The sequence below is a fragment of the Sphaerospermopsis sp. LEGE 08334 genome, from assembly GCF_015207205.1.
Classification (GTDB): Bacteria; Cyanobacteriota; Cyanobacteriia; order Cyanobacteriales; family Nostocaceae; genus Sphaerospermopsis.
Genome location: NZ_JADEXH010000021.1, coordinates 66,977 through 82,462 on the forward strand (window position 1 = coordinate 66,977; position 15,486 = coordinate 82,462).

General features: G+C 35.1%; 19 protein-coding genes. 7 read left to right on the forward strand and 12 right to left on the reverse strand.

What is annotated here, in order from left to right; translation table 11 throughout:
• Positions 1–152: 152 nt before the first annotated feature.
• Positions 153–647, reverse strand: coding sequence for a DUF3368 domain-containing protein (locus IQ237_RS13535; RefSeq protein WP_194055933.1), 495 nt, complete (start codon positions 645–647; stop codon positions 153–155).
• Positions 644–889 carry a UPF0175 family protein gene (locus tag IQ237_RS13540; protein WP_194055935.1) on the reverse strand — a complete coding sequence of 82 codons (246 nt, stop codon included), beginning with the start codon at positions 887–889 and terminating at the stop codon, positions 644–646. Before IQ237_RS13540 ends, IQ237_RS13535 begins: the two co-directional genes overlap by 4 nt.
• A 177-nt stretch (positions 890–1,066) precedes the next feature.
• On the opposite strand from IQ237_RS13540, the gene IQ237_RS13545 reads away from it, so the two are divergent.
• The 4 genes from IQ237_RS13545 to IQ237_RS13560 all read left to right on the forward strand — a co-directional run bounded on the left by IQ237_RS13545 (position 1,067) and on the right by IQ237_RS13560 (position 5,075).
• Positions 1,067–1,516, forward strand: coding sequence for a GxxExxY protein (locus IQ237_RS13545; protein ID WP_194055937.1), 450 nt, complete (start codon positions 1,067–1,069; stop codon positions 1,514–1,516).
• A gap of 75 nt (positions 1,517–1,591) precedes the next feature.
• Entirely contained in the window at positions 1,592–3,346 is a 1,755-nt protein-coding gene (locus IQ237_RS13550) for an McrB family protein (RefSeq protein WP_228020236.1), read from the forward strand.
• A complete protein-coding gene (locus IQ237_RS13555; protein WP_194055939.1) occupies positions 3,343–4,533 on the forward strand; it encodes an McrC family protein in 1,191 nt (396 codons plus the stop codon). The genes IQ237_RS13550 and IQ237_RS13555 overlap by 4 nt, the downstream gene beginning before the upstream one ends.
• 290 nt (positions 4,534–4,823) lie before the next feature.
• A complete protein-coding gene (locus IQ237_RS13560; RefSeq protein WP_309225760.1) occupies positions 4,824–5,075 on the forward strand; it encodes a retroviral-like aspartic protease family protein in 252 nt (83 codons plus the stop codon).
• 118 nt (positions 5,076–5,193) lie between these two features.
• On the opposite strand, the gene IQ237_RS13565 is transcribed toward IQ237_RS13560, so the two are convergent.
• The 4 genes from IQ237_RS13565 to IQ237_RS13580 all read right to left on the reverse strand — a co-directional run bounded on the left by IQ237_RS13565 (position 5,194) and on the right by IQ237_RS13580 (position 8,157).
• The gene (locus tag IQ237_RS13565; protein ID WP_194055943.1) at positions 5,194–5,880 is read right to left on the reverse strand and encodes a PHP domain-containing protein; all 687 of its coding nucleotides are present in this window, start codon (positions 5,878–5,880) and stop codon (positions 5,194–5,196) included.
• A 342-nt stretch (positions 5,881–6,222) separates the two neighbouring features.
• Positions 6,223–7,251 (reverse strand): phosphoribosylformylglycinamidine cyclo-ligase, encoded by a 1,029-nt coding sequence (gene purM, locus IQ237_RS13570; protein WP_194055945.1) that lies wholly within the window; start codon positions 7,249–7,251, stop codon positions 6,223–6,225.
• A 126-nt stretch (positions 7,252–7,377) separates the two neighbouring features.
• Positions 7,378–7,584, reverse strand: coding sequence for a hypothetical protein (locus IQ237_RS13575; RefSeq protein WP_096572855.1), 207 nt, complete (start codon positions 7,582–7,584; stop codon positions 7,378–7,380).
• Positions 7,585–7,692: 108 nt separating this feature from the next.
• Positions 7,693–8,157 carry a hypothetical protein gene (locus IQ237_RS13580; RefSeq protein WP_194055948.1) on the reverse strand — a complete coding sequence of 155 codons (465 nt, stop codon included), beginning with the start codon at positions 8,155–8,157 and terminating at the stop codon, positions 7,693–7,695.
• Positions 8,158–8,318: 161 nt separating this feature from the next.
• Between IQ237_RS13580 and pruA the strand changes: the two genes are divergently transcribed.
• The gene (gene pruA, locus IQ237_RS13585) at positions 8,319–11,303 is read left to right on the forward strand and encodes an L-glutamate gamma-semialdehyde dehydrogenase (RefSeq protein ID WP_194056011.1); all 2,985 of its coding nucleotides are present in this window, start codon (positions 8,319–8,321) and stop codon (positions 11,301–11,303) included.
• An 81-nt stretch (positions 11,304–11,384) separates the two neighbouring features.
• On the opposite strand, the gene IQ237_RS27035 is transcribed toward pruA, so the two are convergent.
• The 4 genes from IQ237_RS27035 to IQ237_RS13605 are packed head-to-tail and all read right to left on the reverse strand — an operon-like array spanning position 11,385 to position 13,188.
• A complete protein-coding gene (locus IQ237_RS27035) occupies positions 11,385–11,696 on the reverse strand; it encodes a hypothetical protein (RefSeq protein ID WP_194056013.1) in 312 nt (103 codons plus the stop codon).
• Positions 11,620–12,342, reverse strand: coding sequence for a PIN domain-containing protein (locus tag IQ237_RS13595; RefSeq protein ID WP_194055950.1), 723 nt, complete (start codon positions 12,340–12,342; stop codon positions 11,620–11,622). The genes IQ237_RS27035 and IQ237_RS13595 overlap by 77 nt, the downstream gene beginning before the upstream one ends.
• A 17-nt stretch (positions 12,343–12,359) precedes the next feature.
• On the reverse strand, positions 12,360–12,596 hold the full coding sequence (locus IQ237_RS13600; protein ID WP_194055952.1) for a protochlorophyllide oxidoreductase: 237 nt from the start codon (positions 12,594–12,596) through the stop codon (positions 12,360–12,362).
• A 10-nt stretch (positions 12,597–12,606) separates the two neighbouring features.
• Complete coding sequence (locus tag IQ237_RS13605; protein WP_194055954.1) at positions 12,607–13,188, reverse strand: hypothetical protein; 582 nt, start codon at positions 13,186–13,188, stop codon at positions 12,607–12,609.
• A 118-nt stretch (positions 13,189–13,306) separates the two neighbouring features.
• Here IQ237_RS13605 and IQ237_RS13610 point away from each other — a divergent pair, with 118 nt between their 5' ends.
• Entirely contained in the window at positions 13,307–13,813 is a 507-nt protein-coding gene (locus tag IQ237_RS13610) for a hypothetical protein (protein ID WP_194055956.1), read from the forward strand.
• Positions 13,814–13,886: 73 nt separating this feature from the next.
• Here the strand turns inward: IQ237_RS13610 and IQ237_RS13615 are convergent, their stop codons facing one another.
• Positions 13,887–14,354: a type II toxin-antitoxin system YhaV family toxin gene (locus IQ237_RS13615; RefSeq protein ID WP_194055958.1), complete on the reverse strand. Its 468-nt coding sequence runs from the start codon at positions 14,352–14,354 to the stop codon at positions 13,887–13,889.
• Positions 14,347–14,667 carry a hypothetical protein gene (locus IQ237_RS13620; RefSeq protein ID WP_194055960.1) on the reverse strand — a complete coding sequence of 107 codons (321 nt, stop codon included), beginning with the start codon at positions 14,665–14,667 and terminating at the stop codon, positions 14,347–14,349. Before IQ237_RS13620 ends, IQ237_RS13615 begins: the two co-directional genes overlap by 8 nt.
• A gap of 150 nt (positions 14,668–14,817) precedes the next feature.
• Between IQ237_RS13620 and IQ237_RS13625 the strand changes: the two genes are divergently transcribed.
• Complete coding sequence (locus IQ237_RS13625) at positions 14,818–15,297, forward strand: hypothetical protein (protein ID WP_194055961.1); 480 nt, start codon at positions 14,818–14,820, stop codon at positions 15,295–15,297.
• Positions 15,298–15,486: the final 189 nt, after the last annotated feature.

The window sequence follows — 15,486 nt, forward strand, 5'->3', positions numbered from 1 at the left end:
ATCTTTTGTACCATTCATCTGGGATGTGTGGCACTTTCTGAATTAGATTTTAACAATTTCGGTTCGCTGGTGGTTGGTTTGGGGTGAAGTGGGGATAAGTGGGTATAATTGTTACATCATGAGCGACAAGCGTCTGTAGAGAGTGTTATTCATTATTCCCCAGCAGATTGTAGAATGGTTGTGTACAACTGGTTACTCACTCGGAAGTCAGCTTGTTCAATTAGTTGATCCATCAATATTTTCACAGAAGGAATCAAATTTTTTCGCTTCGCTTGCAAGAGAACACCCAATAACCCAATTATCTGTAAACCATAGCTGCTGGCAACTATCCTACCTCGACATTCATCCATCAATAGCAAATCAGCTTTTAATTCCAACGCCAAAATAATCGCTTCTGCTTCACCCAAATCAATATTTTCTGCGTTTTCTTGAATGAATATAACTCTTTGAGAATCTACCACAACTTGCTTTTTAATCCAAGGTAAAGTTTGTACCTCTATAGCACCGGGAACAACTTTATTTACCTTGACCATTTCATTATAAACTGCTGTGGGAATAATAATTCCAGTGTAAAGTTTTTGGAGTAAATCTAGCTGACTGATTGCTGCTAAATTAGTAATTGGCGATGTATCACTGACAATAATCACAATAATCCCAATGATTCTAAAGTGTTTATATCTGATTGAAAGTCCTCTACATCATAATTAATGCAAAGTCCTCTTAAAGCTAGTTGATGTTGAAATTCAATTACTGTTAGTCCAGTCCAATTGCGAGCTTTTCCACTGCTAATTTTTCCTTGCTTGTATAGCATGATAGCAATTTCTAATCTCAGTTCTTCTTCTGTCATTTTGCTGGCGCGGAGAATATCATCAGGAATTAAGACACTCATAATTAATGATGTATTTGTGATTTATATAATTTTAGTTTAATTCAGAGGGCATACAAAAATTATCCTGTACATCCTTAAATCCTGTACTTCGACTTCGCTCAGTAACCAGATATCCTGATTATGATAAAAAAGCGAAGTTAGCGGGTATAATTGTTACATGATTTAGGAGAAGAGGGAATGAACCACGAAGACACGAAGGACACGAAGGAAGAGGAGGGAAGAGAAGAGGAAAGAAGGATGAGGAGGTTTAGTGATGAGGTGGAGGGGTTGGGTTATGCTGTGATTGGTGCTGCTATTGAGGTACATCGAGTATTGGGGGCGGGTTTTTTGGAGAGGGTGTATCATGAGGCGTTGGTTACGGAGTTTCGTTTGCGTGGTATACCTCATAGGTCTAAACATTTGGTAGGGATAAGGTATAAAGGTCATCCGGTGGGTGAGGGGGAGTTAGATTTTTTGGTTGGTGATTCAATTATTGTTGAATTGAAAGCGGTGGAAAAGTTATCTCCTATTCATGAAGCGCAGGTTATTTCTTATTTAAAAATGACTAATTGCCCTCTTGGTCTTCTGATTAATTTTAATGTTCCCATTCTCAAAGAAGGCATTAAGCGAATTATCCTTTCTTCTTAACTTCTCTTCCTCTTCTTCCTTCGCTTCCTTCGTGTCTTCGTGGTTCGTTATCAGAAATTTGACACTAGAATTAGTATGAATAAAAAACAAATTATTGCTTGGGGTGATATATCATATATAGTTAGAGTCATAACATCTGAATATTTAGACCATGAATGGCAATTTTTAGAATTAATTTGGGAAGCATGGTCTATTATTATTGATAATGGTATGGCAACATATTCAAATAAACTTGAACTATGTCAAGTATTACTCAGATTTATAGCAATTCTTAGTTTTTGTTTTGAATTTAGATTTAATTATTGGCATAATGATTGGGAATGTTTATTTAATTATAGATACCTATCGGTTTTTGAAATACTTTCTGAAATATTCAAATCAATTAATTTAAATATCAAAGATCAACATGAAATATTAAGTTTGATATATGATATAGATGTTGACTTAGATTATGAATATAGCCATTTTAAAAATAAAAATATAGATAGTTTTTTATTAAAATTTAAAGATTTTTGGTTTTCTCGTTATCATCGTGTTCCTAAAATAGTAATTGTTTTGGTTAGAAAATTTCGTGAAGAAATATATGAGTTATTGATATATAATGATAAATTTACAAATCTTGAATATTTGCTTATAAAGCATAAGTTAAATAATGAAAAACATACAGATGATCATGAATATGATGATTATGAATATAGTTTTGATAGATTTAAAGCAGACCAATCTTTTGAAAAACAACAAGATATTAAGAGATTTAATGAATTAGAGGAAATATATGAATTATACTATAGAAATGAAAAAGAATACAAAAGATTTTATCAACCCGAAACAGTAATATTAGATAATTATGAATTTTCTTATGATCAATATTGGGATGATAAAGATTACGAAACAGAATTTCACAAAAAAGATGATATGTCTTATCAAGAGAAAGAACAATTAAAACAAGAAGTGATCCTTGCGACTAGACAACTAGCTGAATATTTTTCTCATCCTAAATTGAACAAAACATATAAGATAACTGAATGTAGCGAAGACACTGGTCTTGATGTTACCCAAGTAGAACGATGGATACAAGCAATTAACCGAAAAGGTCAAGCTATATTTTACGGTTCACCAGGAACAGGTAAAACCTTTATCGCTGAAAAAATAGCAAAACATCTAATTAGCAAAGGTAATGGTTTTTGTGAACTTGTCCAATTTCATCCAGCATACACCTATGAAGACTTTATTCAAGGTATCCGCCCTCAAAGTGAAGATGGTAAATTAACATATCCACTTGTTCCCGGTAAATTTTTAGAATTTTGCAAAAAAGCAGAAATTTGTCAAGATATTTGTGTTCTGATAATAGATGAAATAAACCGAGCAAATTTACCCCAGGTTTTTGGTGAATTAATGTACTTATTAGAATACCGTGATCAAGAAATTCCTCTCGCTGGTGGTAATAAATTTCGTATTCCTGAAAATGTCCGTATTATCGGCACAATGAACACCGCAGATCGTTCTATTGCACAAATTGATCACGCTTTACGTCGTCGTTTTGCATTTATTGAATTACGTCCTAATTATGATGTTCTCATCAAATATCACGAAAATACAGATTTTGCAGTTATGGATTTAATTAATGTTTTAAAACGATTAAATCACACAATTGATGATAAAAACTATGAAATTGGTATTTCTTTCTTTTTAACTCCTAACCTCAGAGAAGATATAGAAGATATTTGGAAGATGGAAATTGAACCTTATTTAGAAGAATACTTTTTTAACAACCTAGAAAAAGTAGATGAGTTTCGCTGGGATAAAATACAAAAAGATTTGAAAATATGAACTCAACAAATTTACAAGTTATTGAAATTACCGAATATCAAGCTAAATACTTTAACAAGTCTGATATTTCTGAAGAATGTGGAATTGTAGTAGGTAAAAAATACAAAAAAGAAGTAGATGTAGATTTTCCTACTCCTAAAACTGATGATAAATGGAAACTCACTGCTCAAGGTTGGGTAGGTTATATTCCTGTAAATGATGAATTTGCTTTAAAAATTAACCCCAAAGTACCCATTAAAAATTTATTTGGAATGTTGGAATATGCTTATAGCTTAAAAAGTTTTAAATTTCTTGATGGTTTAGTGAATTGTGAATCTGTAGATGATTTTTATAATAAACTAGCTGAAAGTTTAGCAGAAAAAATTATAGAACGTTGTCGTAAAGGTTTATATCGTAGTTATATACCCAAAACTGAAAAATTAACTTATGTACGAGGTAGGTTAAATGTTCAAGAAATCATTAAAAAACCTTGGGATGTAAAATTACAATGTACATATCAAGAACACACTGCGGATATTATAGATAATCAAATTTTATTTTGGACTCTTTTTCATATTGGACATAGCGGTTACTGTTACGAAAAAGTATCACAAATAGTTAGAAAAGCTTACCACGCTATGCAAGGAATGGTATCTTTACAACCTTGTACTTCAAAAGATTGTATTGAGCGAAATTACCACCGTTTGAATAATGACTATTATACATTACATCAACTTTGTAGATTCTTTTTAGATAATTCCATTCCCAGTCACGAACATGGTAAAAATACAAGTTTACCATTTTTGGTAAATATGGCGAAACTTTATGAAATGTTTGTTGCAGAATGGTTAAGGGAAAATTTACCACCAGAAGATTTAAAGCTGAAGACTCAAGAAAGAATTATCATAGACAAAAACATATATTTTCAAACTGATTTAATTATCTATGATTCTCAAACTTTAACTCCTAAATATATTCTCGATACTAAATATAAAAATCCAGAAAATATGTCTAAAGATGATTTAGCCCAAGTAGTAGCTTATGCAGTTTCTAAACATTGTCCTGAAGCAGTGTTAGTTTATCCTACAGAGTTAAATAACTCTTTTAATCAATATATTGGAAATATTAAAGTTCGTAGTCTTACTTTTTCTCTTGATGATAATTTAGAAGATGGGGGAAAAGCATTTTTAAAACAACTTTTTGATTAAATTGTCTAGATGTTGATAATTGAAAATTCGGTGTTGGGTTGCGCTGTCGCTTAACCCAACCTACAATTTCTAAAATTTTATATTATGATACTGTGAAAATAATCCCCTCCATCCTAAATCCTGTACATCCTTAAATCCTGGATATCCTGATTCAGACAAAAAGACTCATCAACACCATAAATTTAACAAAGAAGTTGCGGATTTTTGATCTATTTCCGTAAAGATCAAAATTTCTGCTGTATGTATAATCAATAATTTTCGATTATCCTAGAATTAAAGCTTCTGATATTTTGATCACTGAAAAAATGGCTCAAACTCTGAAACTTCAACCTTCGGGAACTATGAGAGCTAGTATTGCCGATGGTTCTATAGTAGAATTTAAAACTAGCACTGTATCGGCAATTGCTGTGGGTGGTGCTGTGATGAACAATGCTAAAGTTGCGATCGCTCCCAAAGCTCAAATAGGTTTACTAGGTCATGATTTCTTTGAAAAATATGATATCAAAATCCTAGCTAATCAAATTGAGTTTTATCCTCGATAATCTTGGATAATTTGTATGATGAAAGGTGACAGGTAACAGGTGACAGGTAACAGGTGACAGGTAATAATCTAAAATCTGGGATCTAAAATTATTCTGACTCCTGACTCCTGACTCCTATTTATAATCGTTGCAGTATGTTTAAGCCGTGGGTATCAGTTCCACAGGTGTTAAATAAACCGTATTCTTCTGCTAACATTTTGACTTTTTCCGTTTCTACAGAGCAAGGTTTCCAAGGGTTAGGATTTTTATAAGCGTAGAAAGTCTCAACCCCATCAATACCATATTCAGCAGCTTGAGGAATTAAATCAAAGTGCGATCGCTTGTAACGGGCAGGGTGAGCAAGTACAGCTAGTCCACCAGCGTCATGAATAGCTGCAATAACGTTAGCTGCTTGATAATCTATACCTGTAGAGGCTTTTCTTTGCAGATAAGGTTTCATGCTGGAATGTTCTATTTCAAAACCATAAGCCAAAATATGAACTTCTGCATTTAACAACCCAGCATTAATTTCTACACCACTCCACAGGTGAGGAATGTTGCTATCAGGATGATTCCATTTCCAGTCTTCTAACCATTCTCGTGCTACTTGATACCCTCCAACGGCATGATGATCAGTAATTGTAAGTCCTTTCAAACCAATGGCGATCGCCTGTTCCATAAGTATATGTGGATGCAATCTACCATCCGAAAATACCGTGTGTAAATGAAAGTTGAAAAACCTGGGACAACTTTGAGCATCAAGGCTTTGGAAGACTTGTTTTAACAGTTCTGTGGAAGCAGTAGTCCGGGCAAAATTTACAACCATAACCCCCTCTGAGCCAAAATATACGATTCTGAATAAACCAAAACGCCACACTTACATACAAGAAATAGAACCGAGAAATTACTAGCACATTGGGCTAGTATTTAAAGCTACCTTTTAGACTACAGTAATGATTTTTTTGCGATTTGTTAAAACTACGTTAGCAAATCTCAATCATTACAGTCATGAGTATTTTTGATTACTTATATAAAGAAATGCTAAATTTTTAGGGAAAATTCTATAAATACTGTTATTATTTTACATCAAGGCTGTAAATAAATTGTGGCCTGATCAGAGATATTTCCGATATCAAGCCCAAAACTATCTTGAATTTTCGCTGAATCTCTACGCAAAAAGACCCATCAATTCACCAGAACCAGTGACAACTTCACCAATGGTAAAAGCAGGAATATCCTGTGATTGAAAATGGTTAATTGCTTGTTCTGCTTGTTCGGGGGGCAGTATTAGCATAAATCCCACACCCATATTAAATGTATTATACATAGCTTCCGCACCAACAGAACCGGCTTGAGCTAACCACTGAAACACAGGGGGAATATTCCAACTACCAGGATTAATTTTAATAGCTTGACCTGTTCCCAGACATCTGGGTAAATTTTCTGGCAAACCCCCACCAGTAATATGTGCCATACCGTGAACTTCTAAACCGTTTTTTAATGCTGCTAATACAGATTTAACATAAATGCGGGTAGGCGCGAGAAAAGCTGAACCTAAAGTTTCTCCATTTAATACCTCTGGGGTATCGTCCCAAGCAAAACCGCCATCAGTGACAATTTTTCTCACTAAACTTACACCATTACTGTGAATACCTGCACTAGCTAAACCGATGGCCACATCCCCAACTTGCACTTGAGAACCATCTAACATTTTGCTTTTTTCGACTATCCCCACACAAAAACCCGCTAAGTCATATTCACCCACTTGGTAAAAACCGGGCATTTCTGCGGTTTCTCCACCTAATAAAGCCGCACCAGCTAGTTTACAACCAGTAGCTATTCCTGCCACAACTTGAGTTAACTGCTCTTTATCCAGCTTACCAGTAGCTACATAATCGAGAAAAAACAGCGGTTCTGCTCCTGATGTTAGCACATCGTTAACACACATCGCCACTAAATCAATACCTACAGTGTCATGGCGGTTGAGAATTTGAGCAATTTTCAGCTTTGTACCCACACCATCTGTACCAGATACCAATACTGGTTCTTGATAACCTGTAGGCAGTTGAAAACAGCCCCCAAAGCCACCTAAACCACCTAATACTTCTGATCTGAAGGTACTGTGAACTAAATTGCGAATTTGGTCTACAAAAGCTCTACCTGCTTCAACATCAACACCTGCATCCCGATAATCCATGACTGTTTACACCGTGATCATTCTTTTTTCAACCCCGTTTATTATAGGGTAATTGGTAATTGGTAATTGGTAATTGGTAATTGGTAATTGGTAATTGGTAAACACTCTTTTCTGTCACCTGTCACCTCAAAATACCTGATCTTCAATACCTCGCCACCATTCACCTAAATTCATTAAATCTTGGTGAATATCTGCTAATTCTTGCTCGTAAGCTTCCGGTGATATTGTATCTCGTCGTTCTTGTAATTTTTTCAGCCGCAGTTGTACTAATAACCAAGGTTTAGAAATACTATCTGTTGCTTCTAGATATTGTGCTAATTCTTTACTATCCATAAAACCTGAATTTATTTTTCCTTTCATTGGAATTTTTCTGGTAAGCTGGTGGTTTACCACGCACGATAACGGAATCATTAGAGTTTAAGTTAACATCTTTGGCAACTGCTAAAATAATTGGGTACTTGAGTAAATCTTCATAGTTACTTGATCAGCGTCATAACAGACAAAAGTAATTTCCGTAACACCGCTTTGAATTGCAAATTTTTGTAATAGTGAATTTACGTTTATTCCAGTAACCTTAAATACTTTTTTGGGGGTGACAATGTTACTAGCATCAACAGTGTTGATATTTACTGTAGCTAATTCCTGTAACTGTTTCCATGTTAATGTTTCAGTTTTCCCTGTTGCTGTCTGACCTTGTATAACAAAGTTCCATTCCCTTTCCTGGTTGTTTTTGACTTTTTGTGCCACAATTTCAGCATTGCGAACTGCTTGCAGCAGCGCTTCGCTATCGCTGGTTTTTTTACGCAATAATTCCAATTCATTATCTGTCGGTTTTTTTGTACAACCTCCCAAGCAGACCATAGCTATACTCAAAGATACTAAAGCCAAGTTTTTCCAGACTTTCAATATAACCACATTCCAAACTATTACTTGAGACGGTTTACAGGTGACAGGTGACAGGTGACAGGTAACAGGTGACAGTAATAAATTTACCAATTACCAATTACCAATTACCAATTACCAATTACCAATTACCAATTACCCATTACCCATTACTAACAAATTTTATGGTATTACAAGTACAAAATAACACTTACGAAGCTAAGACCCAGGAAATTGCTAAACAGGTTCTCGCTGCAACTGGGGAAAGTCGCTCTTTTTTCGCTGCTATACGGGATCAAATGCGCTGGGATGATAAGTTACTCGCTTGGGCTATGAGTAACCCTGGGTTAAGAGTCCAGTTATTTCGATTTATTGACACTTTGCCAGCTTTACATAGTAAATCAGAAATTGCATCCCATTTGCAAGAATATTTGGGTGATGAGTCGGTAGAATTACCCGCAGCATTGAAAAGTTTACTGAATTTTGCTAACCCTGATTCTATGCCGGGACAGGTAGCAGCGACAACCGTGGAAACTGCTGTGCAAACTTTAGCACATAAATATATTTCCGGGGAAAATATTCAACAAGTAATCAAAACGGTGGAAAAGCTGAGAAAAGAAAAGATGGCTTTCACGATTGATTTACTTGGGGAAGCGGTAATTACGGAAATAGAGGCACAATCTTATTTAGAAAGATACCTGGAATTGATGCAGCAATTAGTTGAAGCATCGAAAAAATGGCAGCATATTCCCGCTATTGATGAAGCTGATGGGGAGATGATTCCTAAAGTACAGGTTTCAGTAAAATTAACTGCGTTTTATTCCCAGTTTGATCCGTTAAATGCTGATGGTAGTGAACAACGGGTGAGCGATCGCATTAGAATTTTACTCCGTCGTGCGAAAGAATTAGGTGCAGCAGTCCATTTTGATATGGAACAGTACGCCTATAAAGATATCACTTTGCAGATTCTTAAAAAGCTTTTGCTGGAAGAGGAGTTTCGTGAACGTACAGATATCGGGATCACCATCCAAGCATATCTGCGTGACAGTGAACAAGATGCAAAAGATGTCATTGCATGGTTAAAACAGCGCGGTTATCCTCTTACTATTCGTTTGGTTAAAGGTGCATATTGGGATCAGGAAACTATCAAAGCTGAACAAAAACACTGGAAACAGCCTGTTTTTAATGATAAAGTGGCAACAGATGCCAATTTTGAGGCGATAACTCAACTTTTGTTAGAAAATCACGAGTATGTTTATTCTGCCATAGGTAGTCATAATGTTAGATCCCAATCTCGTGCGATCGCTATTGCAGAAAGTCTCAATGTTCCCCGTCGTCGTTTTGAAATGCAAGTTCTTTATGGGATGGGTGATAAAATTGCCAAAGCCTTGGTAGATAAGGGTTATCGGGTGCGGGTATATTGTCCTTATGGTGACTTATTACCGGGAATGGCTTATTTAATTCGCAGATTGTTGGAAAATACGGCAAATAGTTCTTTTTTACGGCAAAATCTGGAAAATAAGCCTGTTGATGAGTTGTTAGCTCCTCCAATTATAGATTTTTCTCACGCAGAGACGCAGAGACGCAGAGAGGAAGAAGAGGGTTTTGTTGGTGTTGCGGATACGGATTATGCTGAGGAGGAGAAACGGAAAAGGTCTAGTTTAGCTTTTGCGAATGTGCGTCAGCATTTGGGTAAGACTTATTTACCTTTGATTAATGGTGAGTTTGTAAATACGACGACGTTTATTGATTCTTTGAATCCTTCTAATTTTAGTGAGGTTGTGGGGAAGGTTGGACTTATCAGCGTTGAACAAGCTGAGGAAGCAATGAAAGCTGCTAAAGCTGCTTTTCCTGGTTGGAGGAAAACTCCGGTTAAGCAACGTGCTGATATTTTACGCAAAGCTGCTGATTTGATGGAACAGCGACGCGCTGAGTTATCTGCTTGGATTGTTTTGGAGGTTGGTAAACCTGTTAAGGAAGCTGATGCGGAAGTTTCGGAAGCAATAGATTTTTGTCGTTATTACGCTGATGAGATGGAACGTCTTGATAGAGGTGTAATTTATGATGTTGCTGGTGAAAATAATCGTTATATTTACCAGCCTAAAGGAATTGCGGTTGTAATTTCTCCTTGGAATTTTCCTCTTGCTATTGCTTGCGGGATGACTGTTGCTGCTTTGGTTTCGGGAAATTGTACTTTACTCAAACCTGCGGAAACTTCTTCTGTAATAACTTCTAAGTTGACGGAAATTTTGATTGAAGCGGGAATACCCAAAGGTGTTTTTCAATACGTGCCTGGTAAGGGTTCTCAAGTTGGCGCTTATTTGGTGAATCATCCTGATACTCATGTAATTGCTTTTACTGGTTCTCAGGAAGTGGGATGTCGAATTTACGCAGAAGCAGCAATTTTAAAACCTGGTCAAAAGCATCTGAAAAAGGTAATTGCGGAGATGGGAGGAAAGAATGCGATAATTGTTGATGAAAGTGCTGATTTAGACCAGGCTGTTGTGGGGGTTGTGCAGTCTGCTTTTGGGTATAGTGGTCAAAAGTGTTCTGCTTGTTCACGGGTTATTGTTTTACAACCTATCTATGATGCTTTTGTAGAAAGGTTGGTGGAAGCTACGAAGTCTTTAAACATTGGTGAAGCGGAGTTACCCAGTACCCAAGTCGGTCCGGTGATTGATGGCAATGCACGCGATCGCATTTTAGAATATATTGAGATTGGGAAAAAAGAAGCTAGTTTAGCTTTGGAGTTATCTGCACCCAATCAAGGTTATTTTATCGGACCTGTGATTTTTTCTCAAGTTCCTCCAGATGGGGTTATTGCACAGCAGGAAATTTTTGGTCCTGTTTTATCGGTGATTCGTGCTAAGGATTTTAGGCAAGCTTTGGAAATTGCCAACTCAACAAATTACGCTTTAACAGGTGGTATTTATTCTCGTACACCTTCCCACATCGAACAAGCACAAGCAGAATTTGAAGTTGGTAATTTGTATATTAACCGCAATATTACCGGGGCAATTGTCGCCCGTCAACCTTTTGGCGGTTTTAAACTTTCTGGTGTAGGTTCAAAAGCAGGTGGTCCAGATTATTTATTGCAGTTTTTAGAACCAAGGAGTATTACGGAGAATATTCAACGTCAAGGTTTTGCACCAATAGAGGGTAATGAATAATTAATTTGTGGGGGTTTAGCAATGCTAAACCCGATAGATTATCAATATCCCCGACTTCTTTAAGAGATTGGGGATATAAAATTAAGATGATGTGAGTTTAATTATAAATTGATCAAAATATCTGCTTATCTCATTAACCAAAATATTATAATTCAAGTCAGAAAAATCAATATCTTGATTAGCTAGTTGAGTAGTAAGTTTAATAGTTAATTCTTTCGTATGTTGTAAAGCAATACTTAAAACTTGACGTGATATAGCAAGAGACTTACATTCTGTAAAACAACTATTGATATAATTATCATCTAAAGTTACCTTTTCAGCTAAAATTGCATATATTATATAGCGTATAATAGTTACAATATCTCGCTTGATAACAGCAATTTTTTTTTTCAGATTCTAGCTGATTTTGTATTTCGACTGATTGAGTAGAAATAGAATCTAAGAGATATTTTAATGAATAATTAACTAGAATGTCTTTTTTATTGGTAATATTGGTAATGATTTCCACACGCTGTCTGTAATATAGAAAACGAATCTGGTAAAATTCAAGAGAGTTGCAAAAACCATGACTTAAATGACTAGGAAAGTAAATCAACAAAAATGAGGTAGGTTTGACTACAGAAAAAAATTCTTTATAAGAATCTGATAATTTTTCAAGAGAAGTTTGAAGAGAAGGTTCAATATATTCAAATTTTCTAGTAAGAACATAGTCTAATTTAAAAGATTTTGCACAAGCTAATTGTATAGATTGTTCAAAATCTTTAAGATGATAGGAATAAGCTATTTCTAAAATTTTATCATCAATAATGCAAACTTCCATTACAGATCGAATTTCAGATATTGCCTCCCAAGCAATCTCAAACCCTACGTTATCTCTGCCAACATCAAAAATTTTATTGAGGGTTGTAAGTGTTACATAACCCTCTATTTGTTTAGCCTCAATCAATTCCCAAATTTTTGATGAATCTTCTACAAATGGTTCTCGTTCGAGCAAAATATCTAGAAGAATATCATCATCTAATAAAACCTTTTTGATCATGAGTGTTGCTCTCAATGCTAATTTCCACGTTTAGCAACTTCGGTATTATTAGAATTATATTGTTGATCTTTTTGTTCTTCAGACTTGAATAGTCCGCGTACTCGTTTTAGGTGTGGTAAATTTTCTGCTCTTTCTTCTGTTACCTCTATAACTTCGGGAAGTAAATGTGCAACACCAAGTAATTTTCCTAGATGGGATGTTTTCAGAAAAGCTTGTCTTTGAGCATGAGTCATTATCTCTTTTGACCCTGCCATTATTTCCTCACTACTCATATAGCTTGGGTTTTCCCCATCTTGTTTCATGTCGCTGACAAAATTCTGCTGCTGCGGTTCGTGAAAATCTGAATACATATAAATCTTCTCCACTAGGAGTGCTGCGTGAAAAACCAAGATACTCCATTTGTACCTTATCTCTATAGTATGGCACAGCTTTATCCAAAGATTCCAGCCAAACGAAAGATTCAACTGGTGTGACTTGACAAAACTCAAAAGCAACCTTTGTTGCATACCAAATCAACCATTTACCAATAGGTTCAATTAACCTTGTAGCAACATCTCCTCGACTGGTAGGGTGTGCTTCTAAATTATTGATTTCCAGATATGTAGGGGGACTCGGATCAGGATAAGTATATTCATAAAGACTATATTTTACCAATCCCCAAATTTTATCATTATAAACAAGTTTCACTATATTTTGACAGTAAGACGCTGTTTCATTGTAAATATTTAACCAGTTACAAGACCAATTTGTGGGCATATCATCAATAGTTGCTGGAGAAAGAAAAGCAACTTCCTCAGTGTTGGACTCAATTAAAACTTTTACCTGATAACTTCCAATAGTAGTCAATTTGCTTTACACCTTTCTGATACTTACTTTATAATTTCAAAATTATACCTTTATATCTGAGTCTTTCACAAAAAAAATCAAGATTTATAATAAATTAAGCGGTTAATGGATATTAATTATGACTCCTAAAACATCTGTTGCCAATTCCATACAAAATCTAAATCAAATTATTCAACCAATTATTGGCGAAACTTGTCATCAAGTTAGATTTAGTTATGGGGATGAATTACGGTTACATTTTGGTGAAATGAAACCTTATAATCATCCTAAATTAAAACATTTACGCAAAGGAAGTTGGCAACTTAGCACTAGGGCGACACCTTTTGATTTAATAACTAATACAAATCCTTTAACGTGCTTTAGTTCAGATTATGGATTTTCGAGAGATGTTAGTGAAGGAATATTAAAGTTCTTAGAAAATCAAAAATTAACTGATTTTGCAATTAACACTAATAATATGCAACTAACCTTATCTTTTGAAGAAGGTTACGAACTGGTTTTAAACCCAGATTTAGAAGATGATTCTGGGCTTGCATATTGGGAATTATTAATGCCAAATGAACAGATTTTAATAGTCGGACCCGGACAGTTTTGGGAATGTAAATCAATCCATGATATTGCTTAATCAGGATATGCTGATTTTGACAAAATCCCCATCATGAAATATAATTAATAATTAAAATTGGGACTAGCTATTACTACTTCAGATTATCCACATTTACTTCACAATCTGCTAACAATTCATCTAAACTATCTGGAAATGTCCCTCTTGTTACCATTTTAGTAAACACCTCATAACAGTCATCTTTAGCACCTTCTTTTCGCGGAAACCCCAACCACAAAATCACAATTGCTTTTAATTGGGGAGTATCAAACACCCTCAAAAATAGCCGATACCGTTCTGGTAAACCCATTTTTTTGACTCGACTATAGCGTTTTAATGCACCAGTTAAAGCAAAATGACTAGCAAAAGGATCTGAGGGAATTTTAGTTTCAATTGCTATTGTAATTGCTGCAAAAAGTTTTACCGTTGCATGAGTTTTAAACTCTGTTTCTGGTAACTGTTCTCGCAAATTAGCAACGCGATTTGATAATGCTTGATATTGACTACCAAATAGTTGAGGATGAAAATAAATTTCCCAGTTATTACTAACAAATTTACTCATCGTCTAACTGTACACCTTCAATTAGTTGATGAGCAGTTTCAGACATTTCTGTTGTGTAAGGTTGTAGTGTATGATTTTTCAATGCTTCTGTGGTAGCAAAATCAAGAAACAACCGCATTAATAGCGAGTCTTCTGTATCTTCATCATCCTGCAATTGAGGAACAATTCGCACAATTGCTGTATCTGGTGATAAAACTTCAATCCAACCATCTGCATTCGCAAATTGGGGATGTTCACGATAAAAATCAGCAGGTAGTCTAAACCCTGCACTATTACCAATTTTGGTACTACGAATATTGTAAGAATTGCTCATTTGTTGTGTATTTACATGATGTAATTACATTATAGCAATAATCAATAGGAATTTATCAATAGTTATTGACTATATAAGATTTGTAAAAAATGATATTATGCTATAGACAAAATTACACAAATAACCTCTGTATGGGATTTTTCAACAAGATTGCTGGCCTTTACAAACGAGTCATCCAATCCGTCAATTATCGGCGAAACTTGCCATCAAATTGGATTTAGTTATGGTGATGAATTAATATTAGACTTTGGTGAAATGACACCTTATAATCATCCTAAATTAGCAGATTTACGCCAAGGAAGCTGGCAACTTAGCACTAGAGCAACACCTTGGTATTTAATGCAGAATAATATGTTTTTATTTCTTCCATTATTACCAGGATTAACTACAGATCATGCTCAAATGTACTTACAAGATTTAGAAAACAAAAAACTAACTAACTTTGTCATTGATCCTAATAATTTTGAACTAACCTTATCCTTTGAAGAAGGTTACGAACTGGTTTTAAAACCAGATTTAGAAGATGATTCTGGTATTGCTTATTGGGAATTAATAATGCCAAATGAGCAAATTTTGATCGTTGGTCCTGGAATGTTTTGGGAATGTAAATCAATTCATGAAATTGCTTAATCAGGAGATTTAGAAAATTCTCCTGACTCCTGACTCCTATACCCTCACGGAAAGACTTTCTCAGCAACCCCTAAGTAGAAATTAAGTGCAAGGTTTTCCTACTCATAGCTTCCAAAACCTTGCACCTATTTTCTTTGTTATCAACCTCAAACTCTTTATACATCCAGGTTTTGAGTTTATTCAGCCAAC